Source organism: Pseudomonas sp. AC016, assembly GCF_979253365.1.
Genome location: NZ_CEEDCC010000001.1, coordinates 92,502 through 111,812, shown reverse-complemented (window position 1 = coordinate 111,812; position 19,311 = coordinate 92,502). Strand labels below are relative to the sequence as shown.

General features: G+C 54.7%; 7 protein-coding genes. 4 read left to right on the top strand and 3 right to left on the bottom strand.

Translation table 11 applies throughout. The annotated features are described in order from the left end of the window. Window positions 1-84 precede the first annotated feature (84 nt). From AC0IXS_RS00440 to AC0IXS_RS00425, 4 genes are all read left to right on the top strand, one after another. Window positions 85-4,440: an NACHT domain-containing protein gene (locus AC0IXS_RS00440; RefSeq protein WP_471823390.1), complete on the top strand. Its 4,356-nt coding sequence runs from the start codon at window positions 85-87 to the stop codon at window positions 4,438-4,440. A gap of 152 nt (window positions 4,441-4,592) precedes the next feature. Then, the gene (locus AC0IXS_RS00435; protein WP_054989541.1) at window positions 4,593-5,252 is read left to right on the top strand and encodes an HAD family hydrolase; all 660 of its coding nucleotides are present in this window, start codon (window positions 4,593-4,595) and stop codon (window positions 5,250-5,252) included. Next, window positions 5,249-6,031 carry a hypothetical protein gene (locus AC0IXS_RS00430; RefSeq protein ID WP_234778508.1) on the top strand — a complete coding sequence of 261 codons (783 nt, stop codon included), beginning with the start codon at window positions 5,249-5,251 and terminating at the stop codon, window positions 6,029-6,031. The genes AC0IXS_RS00435 and AC0IXS_RS00430 overlap by 4 nt, the downstream gene beginning before the upstream one ends. Before the next feature lie 18 nt (window positions 6,032-6,049). Further along, a complete protein-coding gene (locus AC0IXS_RS00425; RefSeq protein WP_234778509.1) occupies window positions 6,050-6,706 on the top strand; it encodes a Shedu immune nuclease family protein in 657 nt (218 codons plus the stop codon). 328 nt (window positions 6,707-7,034) lie between these two features. Here AC0IXS_RS00425 and AC0IXS_RS00420 read toward each other — a convergent pair whose 3' ends face one another. The 3 genes from AC0IXS_RS00420 to AC0IXS_RS00410 form a co-directional block, all read right to left on the bottom strand. Then, on the bottom strand, window positions 7,035-13,256 hold the full coding sequence (locus AC0IXS_RS00420; protein WP_471823387.1) for a DEAD/DEAH box helicase: 6,222 nt from the start codon (window positions 13,254-13,256) through the stop codon (window positions 7,035-7,037). Window positions 13,257-13,281: 25 nt separating this feature from the next. Then, complete coding sequence (locus tag AC0IXS_RS00415) at window positions 13,282-16,668, bottom strand: STY4851/ECs_5259 family protein (protein ID WP_471823385.1); 3,387 nt, start codon at window positions 16,666-16,668, stop codon at window positions 13,282-13,284. Window positions 16,669-17,509: 841 nt separating this feature from the next. After that, window positions 17,510-18,844 (bottom strand): tyrosine-type recombinase/integrase, encoded by a 1,335-nt coding sequence (locus AC0IXS_RS00410; protein ID WP_054989544.1) that lies wholly within the window; start codon window positions 18,842-18,844, stop codon window positions 17,510-17,512. Window positions 18,845-19,311: the final 467 nt, after the last annotated feature.

Below are 19,311 nucleotides of genomic sequence, written 5' to 3'. Positions count from 1 at the left end.
TAGATGGACTCGATATTTCAGGTAGCATGGTGGAGCCTCTGCGGGCCCGGCCGGGACTGCTCATGAACTGGTTAGGACTTACATATGAACAGGCATTCGGACGCCTTCATTCAGCTCGATCGTACATTCTCCAAAATCCTGCTGGCTTCTGATGCCTCCGATGACACCGACCTAGGCGGCCACCATGGTAGGCAAGGGGAGCTCTGCTGGCCTGACCTCCTCGGTCACAATCGAGTGGTTCTGCTGTCCGAGGCCGGTTCAGGAAAAACCGCTGAAATCCGTAATGTCGCTTTGGAGCTTCGCAGCCAGGGCAAATCCGCATTCTTTCTTCGCATTGAGAACGTAACCGCGGACTTTGAAGACGCCTTTGAGGTGGGCACGCATGAAGAGTTCGAGGCCTGGATCGATTCAGGCTCTGAGGGCTGGCTGCTCATGGATTCGGTCGACGAGGCTCGGCTGAATGATCCAAAAGATTTTGAACGGGCGGTTAAAAAGCTTGGCCGCCTCACCCGCAACATCGCATCCCATATGCACGTACTCATCACCGGACGAAGTACAGCATGGCGCGCAAGGACAGATCTTGCGTTATGCGAGACGGCCTTTGCATTTGAACCTGCAGCTCGGCAGGCATTTGTCACAAAGGATGACGGCTCTGGAAATGTTGTACAGACGGTACCAAGCCAGTCACAACCAGATACGGCGTTCCTCCTGGTGACGTTGGATGACATCCATGGTGAGCAGATTGATCGCTTCCTCATGGCCACTGGCGTTCAGGACATCAAAGCATTTCGCGCAGCCGTAGAGCGCAAGGAAGCATGGTCGCTCACCACACGCCCTCTAGATTTCCTGGAACTCGTCGACTTCTGGCTTGAGCACAACCGAATAGGCTCCCGCTTGGAGCTGATGCAAAGCAGCATTAATCGCCGCCTTGAAGAGCGAGACCAAGATCGGGCAGAACAAAGGCCCATCGCCCCGGATAGACTCAGGGATGGTGTTCGCCTTATCGCAGCAGCCACCACCCTGGGGCAAACTTCAGCAATCCGCGTTCCAGATGGTGAAGCCAATAAATCTGGAATTCCGATTCGCGCCGTCCTGAAGGGTTGGAACGACATAGAGTCAGCAGCATTGCTGAGCCGGCCAATTTTCGAGCCTGGCATCTACGGAACGGTTCGTTTTCACCATCGAACAGTTCGCGAATATTTAACTGCCGAATGGCTCCACGCGCTCATCTGTGGTGCAGCCTCGCGGGTCAAGATTGAGAATTTGTTCTTCCTGACGCAATACGGGTTGGAGGTTATCAATCCATCCATGCGGCCAGTTCTCCCATGGTTGGCGTTGTTAGATGAACGCATCTGTACACGTCTTGAGGAAGTTGCGCCGGAGGTATTTTTCGAGGGAGGCGATCCAGGACAACTCCCCCTGAGCACACGCCGTAGAGTGCTGCGCAAAGCGTGCGAGCACTTAGCGCAGCCGGCCCATAGCTGGACGATGACCGACTACTCGGCCGTACAGCGATTCGCGCACCACGATCTCACTGAAGACATCAAAGAGCTGTTGGTACTTTACGGTACCAATGATGACATCGCCTGGTTCCTTTTGAGAATGGTCTGGCAGGGCGAGGTGACTGGTGCACTTGCAGAGACCAAGCATTTTGCCCTCAACTCTGCGAATAAACACACTCGAATAGCCGCAATCCGTACCCTGATCGACCTTGGTACGCCGCAAGATCTTGCCGACATCCGCATTGGCCTGTTAGCAGGAGATTCAGAGGTGAACCGGGACTGGTTAGCTGAGGTGCTTGATGAACTGCCGCTGGACGACCTTTGGCTTCCATGGCTGCTGAAAGCGCTTGAGCGATCCGCCAATAAAGAACCTTATAGCGGTGGGGACAGCCTAGCGACCAAGCTTTCATCATTGGCAGCAGAATCGCCGCTGGAAAGTCTTCCCAACTTCATTCGCGGAATCAGTGCGCTTCTGAAGAAGCCCCCCGTTGAGGCACAAGGCTTCATCTGTATTTCGGAACGATACAGTTGGCTTGCCGAGATCGCTGGCATAGCGGTTCTCCGTTTGCTAAAGGCACGCGATCCGTCTGTATTCGACGAGTCAGTTCTCGCGATTCTGAGCACACTCTCCCAGGTGCATGGTCACGATGAGCGATCCGCTCGTGAACTTGACAAAGGGTTGAGGGAGTTCGTGCCTACGTGGCCCAAGCTCGATTACCGACTTTTCTGGTACGACGTTGCCTTGGCCCGCAAAGGAAAAGTGCATCGCGATCCTTTAGTTAATGTTCGGCAACTGCTCGGTTTCCGGCCGTTTTGGTCGGTGAATAGGGAAAACTTTGACGTCGCCTGTGACCAGATCGATAGCCTCCCTGAACATGACGATCGCCTGATGGCACTCAGCATGGCGTACAACATCTACACGGGGCATGGCGCCCCGGCCCCATGGGAGGTTCGGCTCCAACAGGCAACGGAGACCCACGTCGAACTCCGCGAGAAACTTGAATTGCTGTTGCATCCACCGGAGCGACAAGTAGAAGAGTGGGAAATCAAACAGGCTCAGAGGAAAGAAGAAGCAACCCGACAAAAGGCTGAGGAAGAGAAAAACCGACGAGCTTGGCGAGAAGGGCTTGCGGCCAATGTGACGCTGATTAACAGTCCTGAGGCTGGCGTCATGACGCGTAACCAGGCATATCTGATGGATCGGATGCGTGAAGACTCTACGGCCTCGAACACATGGAGTAGCGGGCATTGGCAGTCGCTTGTACCCGAATTTGGCACGACGGTGGCACAAACATTCCGGGATGGCGCTGTGCGCTTTTGGCGGGGATATCGACCGACGCTACCCTCCGAAGGGGCTCCCCCAAACTCAACGCCATATCAGGTGATATTTGGGCTGATCGGTCTAGCCATAGAGGCTCAAGAAGAGCCTTCTAACTTCTTACAGATGTCTATTGACGACGCAAAACTCGCATGCCGGTACGCTCTGCTTGAGCTGAACGGATTTCCGGACTGGCTCACGGAGCTTGCTAAGGTTCATCCGCTACCTATCCAAGATATTGTTTTGCGCGAAGTCGATTATGAGCTGGGTGTGGAGGACTCCAATCTGAGCACCAACAACGTTCTGCGCAAAGCGCGCTCAGGTGATGAGTGGATGCGTACGCTGGTGGCAGTCCCGCTGGTAGCCCGGATGCAGAAACCAATCAAAACTCTTGAAGCACTTCAGCGCGCATTGGGCGTCGTACAGAGCTCCTCAGTAGATGATCAAACCCTTGCTGGGCTCGCATCCAAACGTGCCGTAGAAGAACCCAACTTAGAAATGGCACCTAGCTGGTATGCCGTTTGGATTGGAGCGGAGCCCGGGATTGCCATTCCTGCACTCACAGCCCACATCGGCTCGCTTTCATCGGATGAAGAAAAGGCGAAGTTCGCCATGCGCTGCCTGACCTCCATTGTGGGAAACCACACCATCAGCCGGAGCCGTCAAAATTACAAAACGGTAGCGCATGCAAAATCTCTGTACCTGCTGACTCACACTCATGTACGACTCGAGGATGATATTGACCGCGCAGGTAAAGGTGTCTACTCACCAGGTCTGAGGGACGACGCCCAAAGCGCGCGTGATGGGCTTCTAGCATTCATTCGTGAGACGCCGGGGAAGGAAGCTTTTCTTGCCCTGGAGGAAATCGCTCAAGCGCATCCCGCTGAGCGTTTGCGACCATGGAGTGCATATTTCGCTCAGCAAAAGGCTGCCGCTGATTCGCAGACGCCACCTTGGCAACCAGCGAAAGTCATCGACTTTCACGAGTCACTGGAAGGCACACCGTCCACCCATCGTGAACTCTGGAATCTTGCGATCGATCGTCTGCTGGATCTGAAGCATGATTTGGAGGATGGCGACTCGAGCTATGCGGAGCTGTTGCTACTGACCAATCAGGAAACGTCCATCCGCAAGTTCATCGGTAACTGGTTGAGCGCGCGCGCGGCGGGGCGCTACGTCATTCCGCAGGAGGAACAGCTGGCCGACGACAAGCGCCCTGATTATCGATTCGAAAATAGTCAGATTTATGCGCCAGTACCTGTTGAGCTGAAGCTGTCGCAAAATTGGAGCGGTACAGAGCACTTCGAGCGGCTCGAAAACCAGCTTTGTGGAGACTATCTGCGCGACGTCAGCTCCAGCTGCGGCATCTTTTTGCTCCTGAACCATGGTGGCCAGGTTACCTGGGAGACACCCAATAAGGGCCCGCAACGATTTGAAGGTCTGGTCACAGCACTGCAGAAGTACTGGCTGACTATTGCCTCGAAATTTCCCAACGTAGAGGACATCAAGGTCATCGGAATTGACCTTAGTAAGCGAGGGGGGCGGGCAGCGTTGAAAGCCGTAGAGGCCAACCGAGCTCAAGTGGAAGCTAGCCGTGGGAGAGGCGGGATAAAGTCTTGAATTAAGCGGGGCTCTAGACACGGCCAGAGGAGGGCGGTTGTCCGGGCAATGACCCAACCCGCCTTCGCGCTCTGGACAAATTTGACCGGGGTGGATACGGTCGCAAGCGCCATAACCTCCGTGTCGCACGGACTAGCCGAACAGGTAGCCCTATGATTTCAGCAGTTGTCTTCGACGCCTTTGGCACCGTGCTCAACCTCCAAACCAAGCTTCATCCGTTTAGACAACTGCTCAAGGAAGGAATGGCATGTGGCCGCCGGGCTAGCTCAAGCGATGTGCGGGTGCTGATGAGCAACCCGTGGTCGCTAAATGAAGCTGCGGATCAATTGGGTATCCGGTTATCGCCCGCTCGCCTGCAAGAGCTGGAGGACGATCTGGATCGCGAAGTCGCATCGATCACTCCGTTCGAGGATGGCATTGAGGCGGTGGCTTTGCTGCGCGCAGAGGGCGTGCGAGTGGGCATATGCTCCAACCTTTGCGAGCCTTATGGGGCTGCGGTGCTTCAAGCTTTTCCGGAGCTCGATGGCTACGCCTTTAGCTATCAGGTCGGTGCGATGAAACCGGACGCCGAGATCTACCAGTCCATCTGCAATGCATTGCAGGTAACGCCTGGGCACTTGTTCGGCGATCAACATGACCAGATCGCGATGGTGGGCGATTCGCTAAGGTGCGATCAAGATGGGCCCAAGGCAGTGGGGATGCTGGGATTTCATTTGGACAGGTCGCGCAGGGGGCTGGTGCGGGATCTGGTTCAATTTGCCCAACTGGTCATCGAGTCAAGGCGCAGTAAGCAATTCCACGCGCATCAATGAGCAACTCCAACAATTCCGCATGGAAAAAAGCTATGGCAGGGACTCAGCAAAACTCGCAGGACACCTGGAACGGGGAGGAAGTGCTAGAGCCAAGTTTCATCACCATTCGGCGGCCATTGGAAACTGGCTTTTGCATTGACTTGTACCTTCAGGTTTTTGACAAAGTCGCCTCGAACAAATGGCAATCACTGCCCGAGAACAGATGGCATCGCCTGGCCACGATCGAGCCCGGCTGGATTACGATGTATCCCATCTACACCAATCCCCACACCCAGCGTTATCGTAGCCCCAAGCACGGAAATCTAGGCTGCATCATGTACAGCCATGAATCGACTCGCGACCTTCCAGACACTCCGGATGATGCCGTGTTCTACATCGACGTCAGCCTACCTCGGAAATTGTTTGATTCCTGTGATGAAGGGCTGGGGCTGGTGAAACAGCTCACCCCGCTCTGGCGAAGCTTGCGATTCGCCCCCGGTTTAAAAACCCTAGTCATATCGGATGATAGTGACACCTCGATCACAGACGATGTGGTATTTGTGAGTGAGGCAAGGGTGGATGAATGCCGTAGAACATGCATGCGGATTACGCGGGCCCGAAAAAAGAGTGAGACGTCAGCCCAGTTGCACTGGGTGATGAGCCAGGTCTTTCCGGCGCTCATGCCCAACGTGGTATTTGAAGGCAGCCGCCCTGTGCTGGTGAGCGATACGAATGCTCGTAAGGTCGGCAACCCGATTGCACAAGCTGCTGTGCGAGCGCGGCGTCACCAGCTTAGGTAGGTGAAGGTCGGTGTTGAGATGCTGGCTAAGGAAGTTCCTCGCGAACTCTTCGAGCTGCGCGCCGAGATCGAGAGGGTCACCTTGGCTGTGATGATCGAAAAGTTCGAGACCATGCTTGGCCAGAACCTCAGCGAGGGGTACTGGCAGCAGTTCTTCGAGGCCAACCTGTTCATCCTAGGGATTGTGTTCGCGCGACCGGTGGCACTTCTGCACACCCAGTTCCATGCCCATGGATCCATGGTCAATGGCGCTGGCGCCCACATCGGCGATCTGCTATTCGCGCAGGGCCGCGAGCTGGCGATCGTGGAGATCAAGAAGCCTTCCACTCCACTCATGCAGAGCAGGCCGTATCGCAATCGCGATGTATTCGGCCCTCATCTGCAGCTCAGTGGAGCGATTACTCAGGTACTACACCAGCAAGGCCTGATGCGCTCCAACTGGCTGTCGCATCTGCAAGATCCAACGATGCGAGACTTGCAACCTGACACGGCGAGGTGCGTTGTCATTGCCGGTACCAAGCCGACAGAAGATGGTCGGCGGCGGAGCTTCGAGATATTTCGCAACGCCTGCAAGGACGTCGAGGTCGTCACCTTTGACGAGCTGCTAGGCAAGCTGCGTATGCTAGCTCAGCACTTGGCACCAGCCGATCCGGCAGACATTCCAGATGTGTTCTGAAAGCACCTCACGAGTCCGTGAACGAAGACGCTTTAGTTGGTCGCTGGGGCAGATTAAGCCACTCGGCCATGAGCTCGGCATGGGATTGCATGAATGATCGCCAGGATCAACCCTCTGGAATTGAGCAGATTGCCGGGTTGTGTTGGCCGCAAGGTTGAGAAATGACGTCATGGCCGTGTTAGCCGGCAGCTATTTGGTAGCGTTCGGCAAATCTGGAGGATTTCCATGACAGCCATTACCCAGCCAGCACTAACTGCCCGCAAGACATGCTGACCGGTCGATATGCCGTTGAAGAGTACCAAGCCACTCTCCAACGGCAATTCGTTGATTACAGTCCTATAAATATCTGTGTATTACCGATCTCGGGCGCAGTCAACACGACGGCAATGTCATGCAGCGCCTTACCCTGCTCAACTGAGTCTTTTTTGAAGTCGAAAAGCTGCTGCTGCCGGTGACTCATGTTGCGATCCACTTGCCAATATGAGAAGCCCTGATCGAGACGAATCCGGATTTGTTTGCCAGACTCGAAAACCAGCTTCAACATGCGCCCATGTTCGATGCCTGGCTCACTCCTGACCTGAGCCTCAAAGCCTACGTAATCCAGAGCTTCCTGAAGCGCGTGGTCACGATCGACATCACTGAGCCAGTCATGCCAAATCCGCTGAGGCGCACGGCTTTTCGACTCAAATTCTCTGCCGGTTATTGCGACAGGCAACGTGCCAGACGCCACTGTCGCGCGCTCTCTCAGGGCCGTCAGGGCTTCGAGCAGCAAAGCGGCTGCCAATGGCGATACCACGTAGCGGTCAGTATATGCCACAGATTGGAGGGGATCATTCCCTTCCAGGGCCGCACGTAACCCCGGCGACTTATCACAGAGCAGAGCCCAGAGCCGGTCGCCGAATCGGGCGATGGTTCCATCCAAATCCTTGTGGATATCGACCTCGATGTCACCAGTTTTGGGTCTTATTTCACTCAGGGTGTAGGGACGGGTAGGTTCGGATCCACGGCTGAGCAATCCTCGCACCAGTGGGCTTTCCCCATCGCTTTCTCCCCAGTGAGGGTTGGCGATGCCTATATGGGGTTGCCTGCTTGCCCAGGTCAGTTCGCCGTCTATACCGCTCAGCCCGACTAACAAGTGATGGCCGCCCTGAAGATTCATGCGGCCTGGATCGCTTTCCTCGTAGGTAATGCCTACGTCGACCCAGGACGCCAAGCTGTAACGACTGGCTTCATCGAGCAGGGCAAGAGTGCCTTTTTCGGCGATGAGCGTTACATCGATCTTTCTATGGCATTGCCAGCCGAGCACTTTATCTCTCAACACTGTGGCCATGGGCAGATCCCAGAGCGAAACAGGGCCTTGAAGGTAGAGGGTCACTGCACCGTATTTATCCTGTGCAAGATACCGCTCTACAGCTTCAAGAAGCGTTGAGGTTTCAGCGACAGAATCCGCTCCGAATACCGCTTCGTCATCGGGAAGTGCGAGGAATGCTCTCCAATCCTTGGATATCCATTCCAACGCCTTGTGACGATCAAGCTTTTCGCCATCAAATCGGGTGTCAAATCCGATCAAGCATTCTTGGCATGCGCCGGTGCAATGGCATGAAAGGCTATCCAACACATTATCCCAAAGAACTGGGCTGTTCATCAGGTGAGCAGCTTGGGACGTATAGCCGCCACTGCGCAGGTCGAATACTTGTATGAGTCGAACGGGCTCTCGTTGCCACTGAACGTGCTTGGTACCAAAACCGAGCTCGTCGGACATCACTCCCATTTGATCGGCAATTGCATCGCGCAGAGCAACCGCAATGCTGAAGGCGGCAATTTCGTCATTGAGATACTCGCCCGTCATAGGGTTACGGATCATCACTTCCAAGGCATCTGCGACACTGTCATGTCCTAAATGAACATTGCGTTGTATTTTCCAGCTGTCGGAGCTGCCTGCGCAAATGCTCTCACCATCGTCGGTGCGACCGCCCCTGAGCCTTCTGTGTTGTTCGCCGCTGCGAAATTTGTGCGGAAGAAATTTCTCGTTTTTGGCAGCTTGCTCGTCAGGGTACTTAAGCATTGCCTCGGCACGACCACACTCCAGGCAGAGTGCAAACCCTTGCCCACCATCCCCGCTAGTATGGTTGAACAAGCGTGCTTTGGCGCTTGCTCTGAATGCGCCATTGGCTGGATTCGCGAGCGTCAACCAAGGCTCGTTTACGCTTAGCCAAGGCCGCTGGACGGGGATATAGGTAGGCTTGCTGATATCTGTGTGTGGATCCTTGCCGTAGAAGTCCACAGCGAATCCTGAAGGCACCAAATAGCGCAGAACATCCTCCTGCTCGTCCAAAGCACTTCCACACTGTCCGCAGTCGCCCGGTTGTTGCGAAAACGTACTCCCGCTTGCGCCGCAATGTGAGCAACGCCACGCATACTTGAAAAGCTGCGCTTCACGCAGTATTTCTTCGGACGCGGGGAGCCTCCAATTGAGTGAGATGCCCCGCGACTCATAAACCAATCCATCCATGACCACTTCGGCGCCGGGTGCATATTCCCGCAGCCCGGTTACACGGTCTCGTGTCGCGAGATCCAGATAGCGTCCGCGGTTATCTTCGCGTGAGTATTCCCGCGCTTTGTCAGGCGGCTGTCTGATTATGTTGTTGAAGCTGACGATGTCCGTGGGGAAACCGTAACCTGGAAGGAACCGGCGAGTTGCCAGCTCACTCAGCAGGTACTCCCCCGTGATCCGTTCCAGCTGAGCGTTCAGCGCGCGCAAAGCCGCGCTTTTCTTTTCTGAGCAGCCTTTGAAGTAGCCGAGTTCCTGGCTGGCGTTGGTATAGTCGTCTCTCCAGCTCTGCGCGGCATCTCGCATGGCGGCTGCGGTGTGGCGGGTTAGCGTTTCAGGATTCATGTCCACGAGCGGACTGCGATGAACCAGCTTCTCGATACCTTTGATGACCGCAGGCAAGCTGCCCGCGGTATTGGCGCACCACGCTTCGAATCGACCCGCTAATGAATCGCCTCGTTCCTCGATGCAGAAGGGGCCTATGGTCATGCTTTTGAGCTCCTCTCGCCCTAATACTGTCTTGAGCCAGTAGGACAAAAGGTAGGAATTGACGTGGCGCGCGACCAGGTCAGGGCTTCGCAGGGAGACGGCCGGAATGATCATGTTTGTATCGAACGGCCAGCGGGGCTTAGCGAACACGTGCTGGTCGTGGGGTGTCTTGCGGCAAATGGTTAACGCAACGGCGCGTCCTTCTCCGCGTCGTCCCGCCCGGCCTGCCCGCTGCAAGTAGTTTGCCGTCTGGGGCGGTACGTTGTTCATCGCGACGGCCGTGATACCGCTGATGTCGATCCCCATCTCCATGGTGGTCGAACAACTCAACAGATTGATGTGACCTGAACGGAACTGAGTCTCGTAGGATTTGAGCTTGGCTTTCGGTTGTTGGGCAGAGTGCTCCGCGGTACGGAAGTAAGACGCCCCCTCGATAATCCGGTCATGCAAGTCCGACCAAAGCCCCTCATCACGCAGTCCGATCACCTGTGGTTCTGAATTTAGCCAAGCGCGGGCGTTGAGGATTTTCTCTGAAGCATCTACATCTCCGCCGAATGCCTGAGGATAACGAGGCATTGAGACAGGCCGTATTGGCCGCAAAGGATTCTGCCCGCCAGGCGCTGAATAAGGAGAAAGGTTGCTGAACGAGGTGTCCAATAGCCGCCGGGTGATGGGGCACAGAAACACGTCGGAGCTCAATCGAAAATGGAGAGATTCAAGGTGCAGTTGATAGCCTGTTTCACTGCTTCGCAGAATCGTCGAAGTCGTCGTCAGGGCAACCCAGGCTTCTTGAAGAAGGTGGTTGATCTTGTCCTGATTATCTTGCGCGTCCCAGCTGAAAGCATTGCAGAGGAGCTGGATTGGTCGCGATTGGCGCTTAGAACCTAGATTAACCTGCGGCCAAGTCTTGATCCTTGAAGTGTTTTTTTCCTTGGAGGTTGGTGCGAGGAGCCATTTTGGGCTGATCTTTGCGCCGATGAAACGTTGCCACTCCTGGTCAAGGTGCAGGAAGCTGTTCTCGCGAACATAAAAGTCGAGCAGAATCTTCAGGTAGGCCCGCCAGCTCACAATGTTGCCTGTAGGCCACTCAAGGGGGGCTTTGACGACGTGCGCAAGGGCAGGGTAGGTGATCTCCACCAAGCCCATCGTTTCCAGATTGTTCTGTCGTTTGGGGCGACGAACAAACTCCCTCGCAAGCATCACCCCTGCAAGGGTTCTCGCACCACTGGTTTCAGGAAACGCGATCTTTGACAGTGTGTTGTAATAGCGCAGTAATCCCTCTTGCAAGTCCTTGTTTGTTGTCAAGCTGCTGACCATCTCCGTCCAAGGCAGTTCTACACCCTTGGCTAAACTGGCCTTACGATCCTTCAACTCCTGCAGCCGGCGCACATCACGTGGTCGGATAGTACCTGCGCGCTCTTCTTGCAGGTAATCCTGCAGATCCTGCTCGTCTTCTTCGGGCAAAGATGCTGATGGCGTCGCGCCTAGCAGCGAGTGGTACACCAGACTGCGGATTCGATTTCGTTCGGAGTCCTGCTGTAGCTTCACCGCGATTCGGGCAGTGCCCTGTCTGCTGTCGGTAAACGAAATCATTTTCCGACCGCGGAAGGGTTTGTTGAGAGGATCATTCCTGTCTTCGGGGCAGAACTCCAGCACCGTCGAGATAACGGTGCTCAGCATGAAAGGTGTGCCAATAGACGCTCTGCGAAATTGTCGGCCTGAAGGTGATTCCTGCGCACAACAAGGACATTGGTCACGCTGAATCTGATTGAAGACCCTGATCCCGATGGCATCAGGTGTGGAAGCGTGAGCTTCCACCTGCTTCTTGACGGGATTGAACCAAAGGCTCTCCGTCTGAACGCCAGCGACGCGGTTGACGATCAGCATATGCACATCTGAGGTGGCGCTGGAGGACTCATCCCCGTCCAACTCGGCTTCTCCATCCAGGTTGATAGAAAACTCATCTTCCGAATGATCGTCAGCACTTACCAGCGAAAGATTGCCACGTCGATGTGCAAGCAAAAATGGCTGGTTGCAGTCGTTGCAACTGACTAGGCCGATTAACGGACAGCCGCAATCGCAGCTCAAGCGCTCAGCGGTGTAAACCATTCCGTAAGGCCACTCGGGCGCGTCCAGGACGGTCTGAAGCTTTTGAGCGCATTTGGGGTCGATGCAAACCTTAATACCTGACAAAACGTTGTGAAACAGATGTACGCGCAGAGGAAGGAAGAACGGGTCATCATCCGTGGTACCACTTCGCGTGCCTGAAAGGATGTCCAGCATGGTCAAGATGTCGGCGGGGCTTACGTCTGCATTTAGCGAGCGATGAAGATCTGCAAGCGTGTTTACGCGAGTACCCCCTGGTTTCAGGAATGCAGTTCGGATTTGGCGTGCCAATGGATGCTGCGTGAGCGCGTGATACCGCTCTTTACTGATTTCCTGACCGCTCCCGATTTCCATCAGCTGATCAATGGAGTCATTCGAGGAATGTTGCGTCTGTAGGGGCGCGATTTCGGGAACGTGTCGGGAACCATGAACGACATGGATCTGGTCGGGTTCAATGCCGGCCATGTCAGCAAGGAAGGATTGCAGCGACTCAACGGTCTTTTTATCCGAACCAAACGTCGCAGAGGTGGCGATGAAGCGAACGTCAAGCGGATCTACGTCGAACGCGAGCATGACCCGACGTAGCAGGAGCGCCATTTCGGCAGCTTGGGAGCCAACATAAGTGTGAGCCTCGTCGAGAACGATCCAGCGAAGCTGCCCCTTGGACTGCTCAAGAATGGGGGCATCTTCCTTACGAACCAGCATGTACTCAAGCATGGTTGCGTTAGTGACGAGAACCGGGGGGGCGCTTGCGCGAAGGGAGGTACGATCTGCCACATGGCCCGCAGACTGTTTTGCAGTGCTCTTGACTTCGTTCTCTAGAGCACCCGTATAAAGGCAATAGCGCAGATCACCGTCAAACCCATCTGTCCAGGCGTCCAGACGATTCTGCTGGCTGTTGATAAGCGCGTTAAGCGGGTAGATAAAAAGGGCTTGAACACCCTGCAGTCTACCCCTGCGTTCGATATCACGGGCCAAACTGTTCAGAATTGGGACGAGAAAGCATTCGGACTTGCCCGACCCCGTGCCGCTGGTAACAACAAGGGATGCCGGTTCTTCCTGCCCCAAGATCTCCCATGCTTCCAGTTGGTGGGTAAAGATCTGCCTATCGCCTGGAAACGTATATTCATCGGCGAAGACTGCGGGCGGCCGCTGCATGCACTTTACCAGTTGTGAGCTGAGCAGCCCGCCTGACAAGGACTGCAAGGTTGCGCCGCTCTTGAGCCATCCGAAGGTGGGCTCAAACACAGGGTCGGCCAGCAGAGCATCTTTTGATCCGGGTGTTGCGGCCAGCTTCTCGCTCAAAAAGTCACGAAGAGGTTTGCTTTCGAGCGAGAGGAGACTCTGGATCGCCCGGGTGCTCCGGGTTTTGAGTTCAGTGATCAGTGATTCAAAATAAGCCATGGTTTTCCGTCCAGATGGAATGCTGTTATGCCGGTTTGAAGAAGTGAACGAGCGAATAGTGGTAGGCCGCATCGAACCATGCCGGATCAAAGCTCTGATAGGTTCGAAGTGCATGCAGCCTGTCTGGTCGCGCTAACCAGTCGCGGGCAGCGCCTCGGGTGACCTCGTAACCGACCCACATAGGAAAGGCGATTGTCAGCCGCTTGAAATCTCCCAATACCGGTGGAAACTTGGAGAGGATCGACTTGCCTGACGCGCTCCCGATGAATTTAGAAATGTCCTGATGAAGCTCGTTAGGCCACATGTCGCCACGGTCAGATTGGCGTACCAGTGATTGGAGCGGGCTGTGCTCAATTTCTACCAAAGCTCGAAGGAGATGGTCATCGAGCACAGCGTTGTGGTTCAGTAAAAGCTTTGTTTCCTGAGTCGGAAGGCTCATGGCTTCATGACAGGCCAAGTCGATTCCAAGCACGGTGCCAGGTTGCGACATACTCATGCTTTGTTTGATCGCCTCCAAGTTTCGCTTCAACGCGCGAACACCTCGATCGCCGTCATCCTGATGGTAATACTTCCTCAGTATTGCGACGCTGCTGACCCAGTCTTGGGGAGAGGCTAAGACCCATTCGAAAGGAAGCTCTTCGGTGATCCGCTGTGCGACGTGCTCGGCGAATCCTTCCAGGTGAACCAGGGCGGTGATCATGGCGGCGGGGCGGCGGGCGAAAACCCGCCATATGTCCAATCCCGCTAGCGGAAGGTGAGAAGTATGGATAAGCAGTTCTTCCAGCAGCCGCCAGTCAGCATGGCCAGGATCACTGGTCATCGTGTCCACCGCAGTTGTCAACGCAGCGAAGCGCGCTCCTGAGGACTCAGCAGCCAGTGCTGCGCGTAACCCTTCAAGAGGGATGACAGGTTGCGCGCTTGGTTGATCATGCGTACTCCACGCGAGGGGCCTGAACGCATTTCGCGACTGGGCATCCGGATAGATCAGCCATGCGCCTTCTTGTTTGGTCTCGGGGTTAAACCACCATCGCTCCAGGCTGTCTTCTTTGGATCGGGCGCGCGTGAGAGTTTCGGGCCCGTCTTCGGGGTGAGTAATGCACAGCGCGAGTACATCAAGCTGCTTGAGCGCGTCTTCATCAGGCACCAGCGCATGGGCTGGATAGTGCACGCTGCCGTTGCCTCTATCGATTTCTAGCCGTGTGGCATAACGTCTGACCAGCAGCTTCGCACGCAGGGAGCCGCCCTCCAAGGCTTCTATCTGAACGTACGCGTCCAGATCCTCGGTGCAGGCCAGCATTTGTCGGATCGGTCTCATGAACTCAAAGAGCCGAACCTCGCAGGAACGACCATAACTGAACACACGAGTTGCCAACTCCTGGCCGCCTCGTTTTGACTTCAACGACAAACACACCTTCCAAGTGACACCATGGCGGCCTGGCATCAGTGTGAGGCGCGAACCCAGGAGATTGTTGACGTCAAACTCCGCATCAGATGCTAGGCGCGTGCCTGCCGAATCAAGAAACACTGCGCCCTTTCCAGGAAACGGCAGGGTTATCTTCTGCGTTCTTCCACCCGCCCACGCCAGTTGCAGACTGACGTGCGAGGGAATCTGGTTGGGCTGCGCGGTTACTGCTACTCGCCAGGACATGCCATCTGGAGATGCGTCCACATGGCATTCGTTCCCAGCTGACACAACAGCCTGTGCTGGCCAGCCTCTCAGGTGAATTATCCCGGTCGAAGCAGATGAACCCGCTTCGGATTCGATCACGGCGTTGCTGGGTAGGCATACTGCTGTCTGGCGGATCTGAGTTTCCTTATCCAGCTTCCATGACAACGTGCCCATCCCCAATGCCGGGCGTGCGTCCGAAACGACGCGTTCTTCGCCAGCGACTGTGCTCCACACTATCTCTCCATCGGTTACGCGCGAGGAGGAGCCATCCTTGTGAACGCGGTGTAGTGATGGCATGCCTGCATATACAAATGCAGGTTCCGCTTGAACGTCGAGAATTCGGCCGCGCCACTGCAGCAGCTCGCTTTCGTTCCCTTGAACGCCACAGTGGATACGATACACATCGCCCTTGTATGACATTCGAGAGGTGCCAGAGGTGAGCAGCTTCAGCGATCTGCCATCCACGGGGCTGAGTCTGGACTCGAATTCACCTTCTTCACTGAAGAAAAATGCGGCGCCAGGGATGCAGGCTAGGGCAGTAGGTGCGCCGATACGTAAGCTCCCCACCTTCAGCAACCGGGCAACAGGGAATGTGTTTTCGAATACCCACGGTGCGTTTTCTTCCAGTCTTTCGCCGCCGGGGAGCATGGCGGTGTGGAGTGTTTCTCCATACCGGCTGAGCTGTAGCTGTGCAAAGGACATATGGCAATCATCAGGGAGCTGAACGTTCTGCACAGCCATGCGTATGCCTTGGCTACGCACCACGCACTCAGCTAACGCAAAGCGATTACCGCCTACGATCAACGAGATTTGAAATGACGCAGGCAGTTGTTCCGGCGCGCAGCCGAACAGCTGCGCTACAATGGCTGGTGTGCTCGTGGGCAGCACTTCGACCCTGGTCTCAAGAACGCACGAGCCGTCAACATCGAAGCTCAATTGGCGTCGCATCCAAAAGGGTATACGGCGATCACATCGCTCAGTTTCACCCGCTTCGCGTACCAAGCCACGAAGCAGTTGTGATGCTGCTTCCCCGTCTATGCGCAGCGGGAATTCGTCGGCCCATTCAGGGTAAGCTCGCTGAAGGGAAATGATGGGATCATCGGCGCCTTTGAGCGCGTAGCGATGCCGCAAATCCTTGACGACATCTACCACTTTACCCAGCAAGTCGTAGATCGCAGGTTGACGATAGCTTCGGGGAAGGAGAGAGTGCAGATTTTGGACTTCAGCCCTTATCGCGGCTGAGGACAGATCGAATGAGATCGTCTGACGCAGCACTGCGTGAAGCAGCCTAGATACGTTTCCTTGCGCAGTCTCAATTAAGCGAAGGGGAAGTCCGCCCTGAATGGCGACCTCACCAATGTATCGCTTCCCTCCATTCATTTCGCCTACGAGATGCCAATATTTTCTGCCTGCTGCAACCAACTGCTGAATATGTTGATGCGATGGTACGGGCGCATTGATGCTATCGAAGAGTGGCTTCCATGCCCAGGCACCGCCTCCATAGCATCGCTTCCACCATTCTGCGGCATAGAGCAGCCAGCAGGCTGCATATGTTGAGGGCTCGGCGGGCTGAAATGCCCCGGTGAATTGATGTTTGAGTTCATTGCGCAGGGACGCAAACTCATCATCCGTTACCTTCAGAGCGTACAGCGCGGAACCTGTCGGTTGCTCAGCACCTCGCGCTTTAGCAAACACCTGTAGCCAATCTCGCAGGCCAGACCGCGTCAATACACTTGATTCCATTCGTGTCCATCCTAATTGCCATTTTGCAAAGGCAGGCACTATGCTAGCCATCTGGGGCGCAGCGGTACTAGGCCAAATTTCCAGCGAAATGTCGAGCGGTAACTACTATCCCAGGTACTGACCGCATTCTTCACTCGCAACAGGCGTTTGCTCTTACTAATAATTGTGCCTGTAGTTAGTAGGTGGATCTGGCCAACCGTCAGAGTCACTCCAAACCCTCGCCCTCAAGATAAATAGCCCGCAGCTAAAGATTCTGATTGGTGACAGACATTGACCTGGGACGGGGCAGTCATGAAACGCGTCCATCCAATCTGATTACTTAGCCTTTCCAAGTTTACGGGCATGATTCATTGCATGGGCTGCTAGAGTCCCATCGCAGAGACCAAGCGGGCGGAGACACTGCGATGAGCCAACAAAACGATGGATTTGAAGACGCCTTGTTTGAGGCGAGCGCGGATGCGGTCGCGAAAAGCTAGGAGGAGGGGGGCAAGCTATTCAAAAGCGCTAGTCGCTGCGGCGACAGCTTGCCGCGGAGATCGGTGGTCTACGTGAAAAGGCACTAATTGCTGGCACGTCAAAGCGAGTGCGTCGAAGCGAAGCAGGAATTGCTAGATCAGCTTCTACCGGCCCAAAGCTTCCTAACTGGCCTAAGAGGAAGAGGTTTGCTCGAATGACCTGAATGTCATGAAAGTACTCGACTCCAGCCGATCCCGGACGCAACCCCGCATCGTCACTACGATTTGCAGCGGCTAAAAGCAGAGAACGCCCGGCTTTGAGCATGAGTCCGTCGCGTATCAGCATCCAAGAAGTGTGCATATAGATATGGGGCAGTAGTGTGCTTTTAATCTCTATCGCGCATCCCTAGGTCACGGACTGAACGACTGCGCTCTTGGTCATGCGAGTGGTAGTAGACGTTCTGAGTTGTGCTGAGACTGCTGTGACGCAAGTCCATCTGCAGATCCTTGGGACTTCGCAGCGGCGCATCGAGCGTCGCAGAGGTATGTCTGAGCCAATGTGCGGAAGCCGCCCGCAGACTATTCATCTCGTGTTCCTCGCGCCCCTCATCACGCATCCGCGCCAACGCGTTGTCGAACACCGATTGGAGGAGGGCGCGCACCTGTCGGCCAGACAGTCCTGAGCGACCTCCTAGAGTCATGAGCAGAGGCGTTTTTTCATCCCACTCAGGCAGCGGTGACAGCCCAACAAATCGCCGATAGCGAGTCAAATACTTGGAAATGTACTCCTCCCTGACCGCGACCTTCCCTGCCTTGTTACCTTTGCCGATAACGTGGTACCACCAGTTGCCCTCAGGATCTAGGCGGAAATCACCCATGACTGGGTGCCAGTTCGGTCTGCCTACGATATCGGACACTCTAAGATACATAGCGAACAAGGTTGAGACGATGAACAATGTACGCTCATGTCGCTCGGGCTCATCCACAGCCATCTGCTCAGCAGTCTCCAATACATAATCCCACTGCAAAGGGGTCAGAGCACGGTTTTTCCCTTCCTCTTGAGGAGTTCCTCGGTTGAGGCTTCTCTTTTTGATCATCCGGAAGGGGTTGGCTGCAACCGTTCCATCTTCAACCATATACTCAAAGAAACGGCTGCAAATCGTATAAATCTGGTTGATGGTGCTTTGGGAAGACTTGTACCGCGTGACGACACCAGGAGCTGCGGCAAGCTGTATATCCTGGGAGGTAGCGTCTGGTGGCGGTATCAGCCCGCCTGCTGAATCTTTGGGACACTTCAGACTGAATGGTCTCCACTTTGGATTTGGAATGGTAGGCTCACCCCAAACTGACTCAGTATGATCACAGGTCACGAACCGACCGCGCACAATTGGGCCTATCCACTCAGCCGGTGGATTGCGGCAAAATTCGAGATAGTCTTCAGCATCTTGTCGTTTGAGCTGAGAGAAAGGTTTTTGCCTTATGATAAGTGTCCATAACAACAAACGCTCAACATGGGTTCTATAAGAAGTGAATGTCATGCTGTTATCTGAAAACGCTCTCAGAAAATCTCGCGCTGTAAGATAACCCTTATGGGCATCGACTGAGGGCGGAAAGTTATCCATGTAATCACGAATGCAAGCCATACTGGATTGGCGCAAACTAAAGTCCATATCAATGAAGATCTCGTAAGTTTCAAAAATAGGCATTGGTTGCGTAGGCATAGTGATGCATTACCGTGTGATTTTTCGGTGATTAGAAACTTCCAATAATGGGAGTAACTGGAAGTTAGGATAGGGTAGCTGCATTCTTTAATCTCCGCTTACCCAAACTGATAGACATCGCTCGATGGTAGCCCTCCAGCGGCTCACCTGCAACTACTGGCGCTCAGCGGTAAAAGTTATCCTGTCGACTTGACAAAACATCGAATCATGAACTAGGTGATCCTCATTGGTGGGTTTTCCAGTTAATTCTTTAAATATAATTTTCCTTGTCGCCGGCCTATTTTTCGGTGAGCTAGAGTTTCTACGATTTAAGTGGTTATTGTAAAAACCATAATTACTCGCCAACTCTCGGTTTTTTTTAATTACGAGGTCGTCTCTCTAACTGTATTGTCAGACGGTGTTGATCCTAGAGGTTTCCAGGTGCGGCTGTTGGCTGTTCAGGCTCTGGGACAGCGATCGAGGATGGC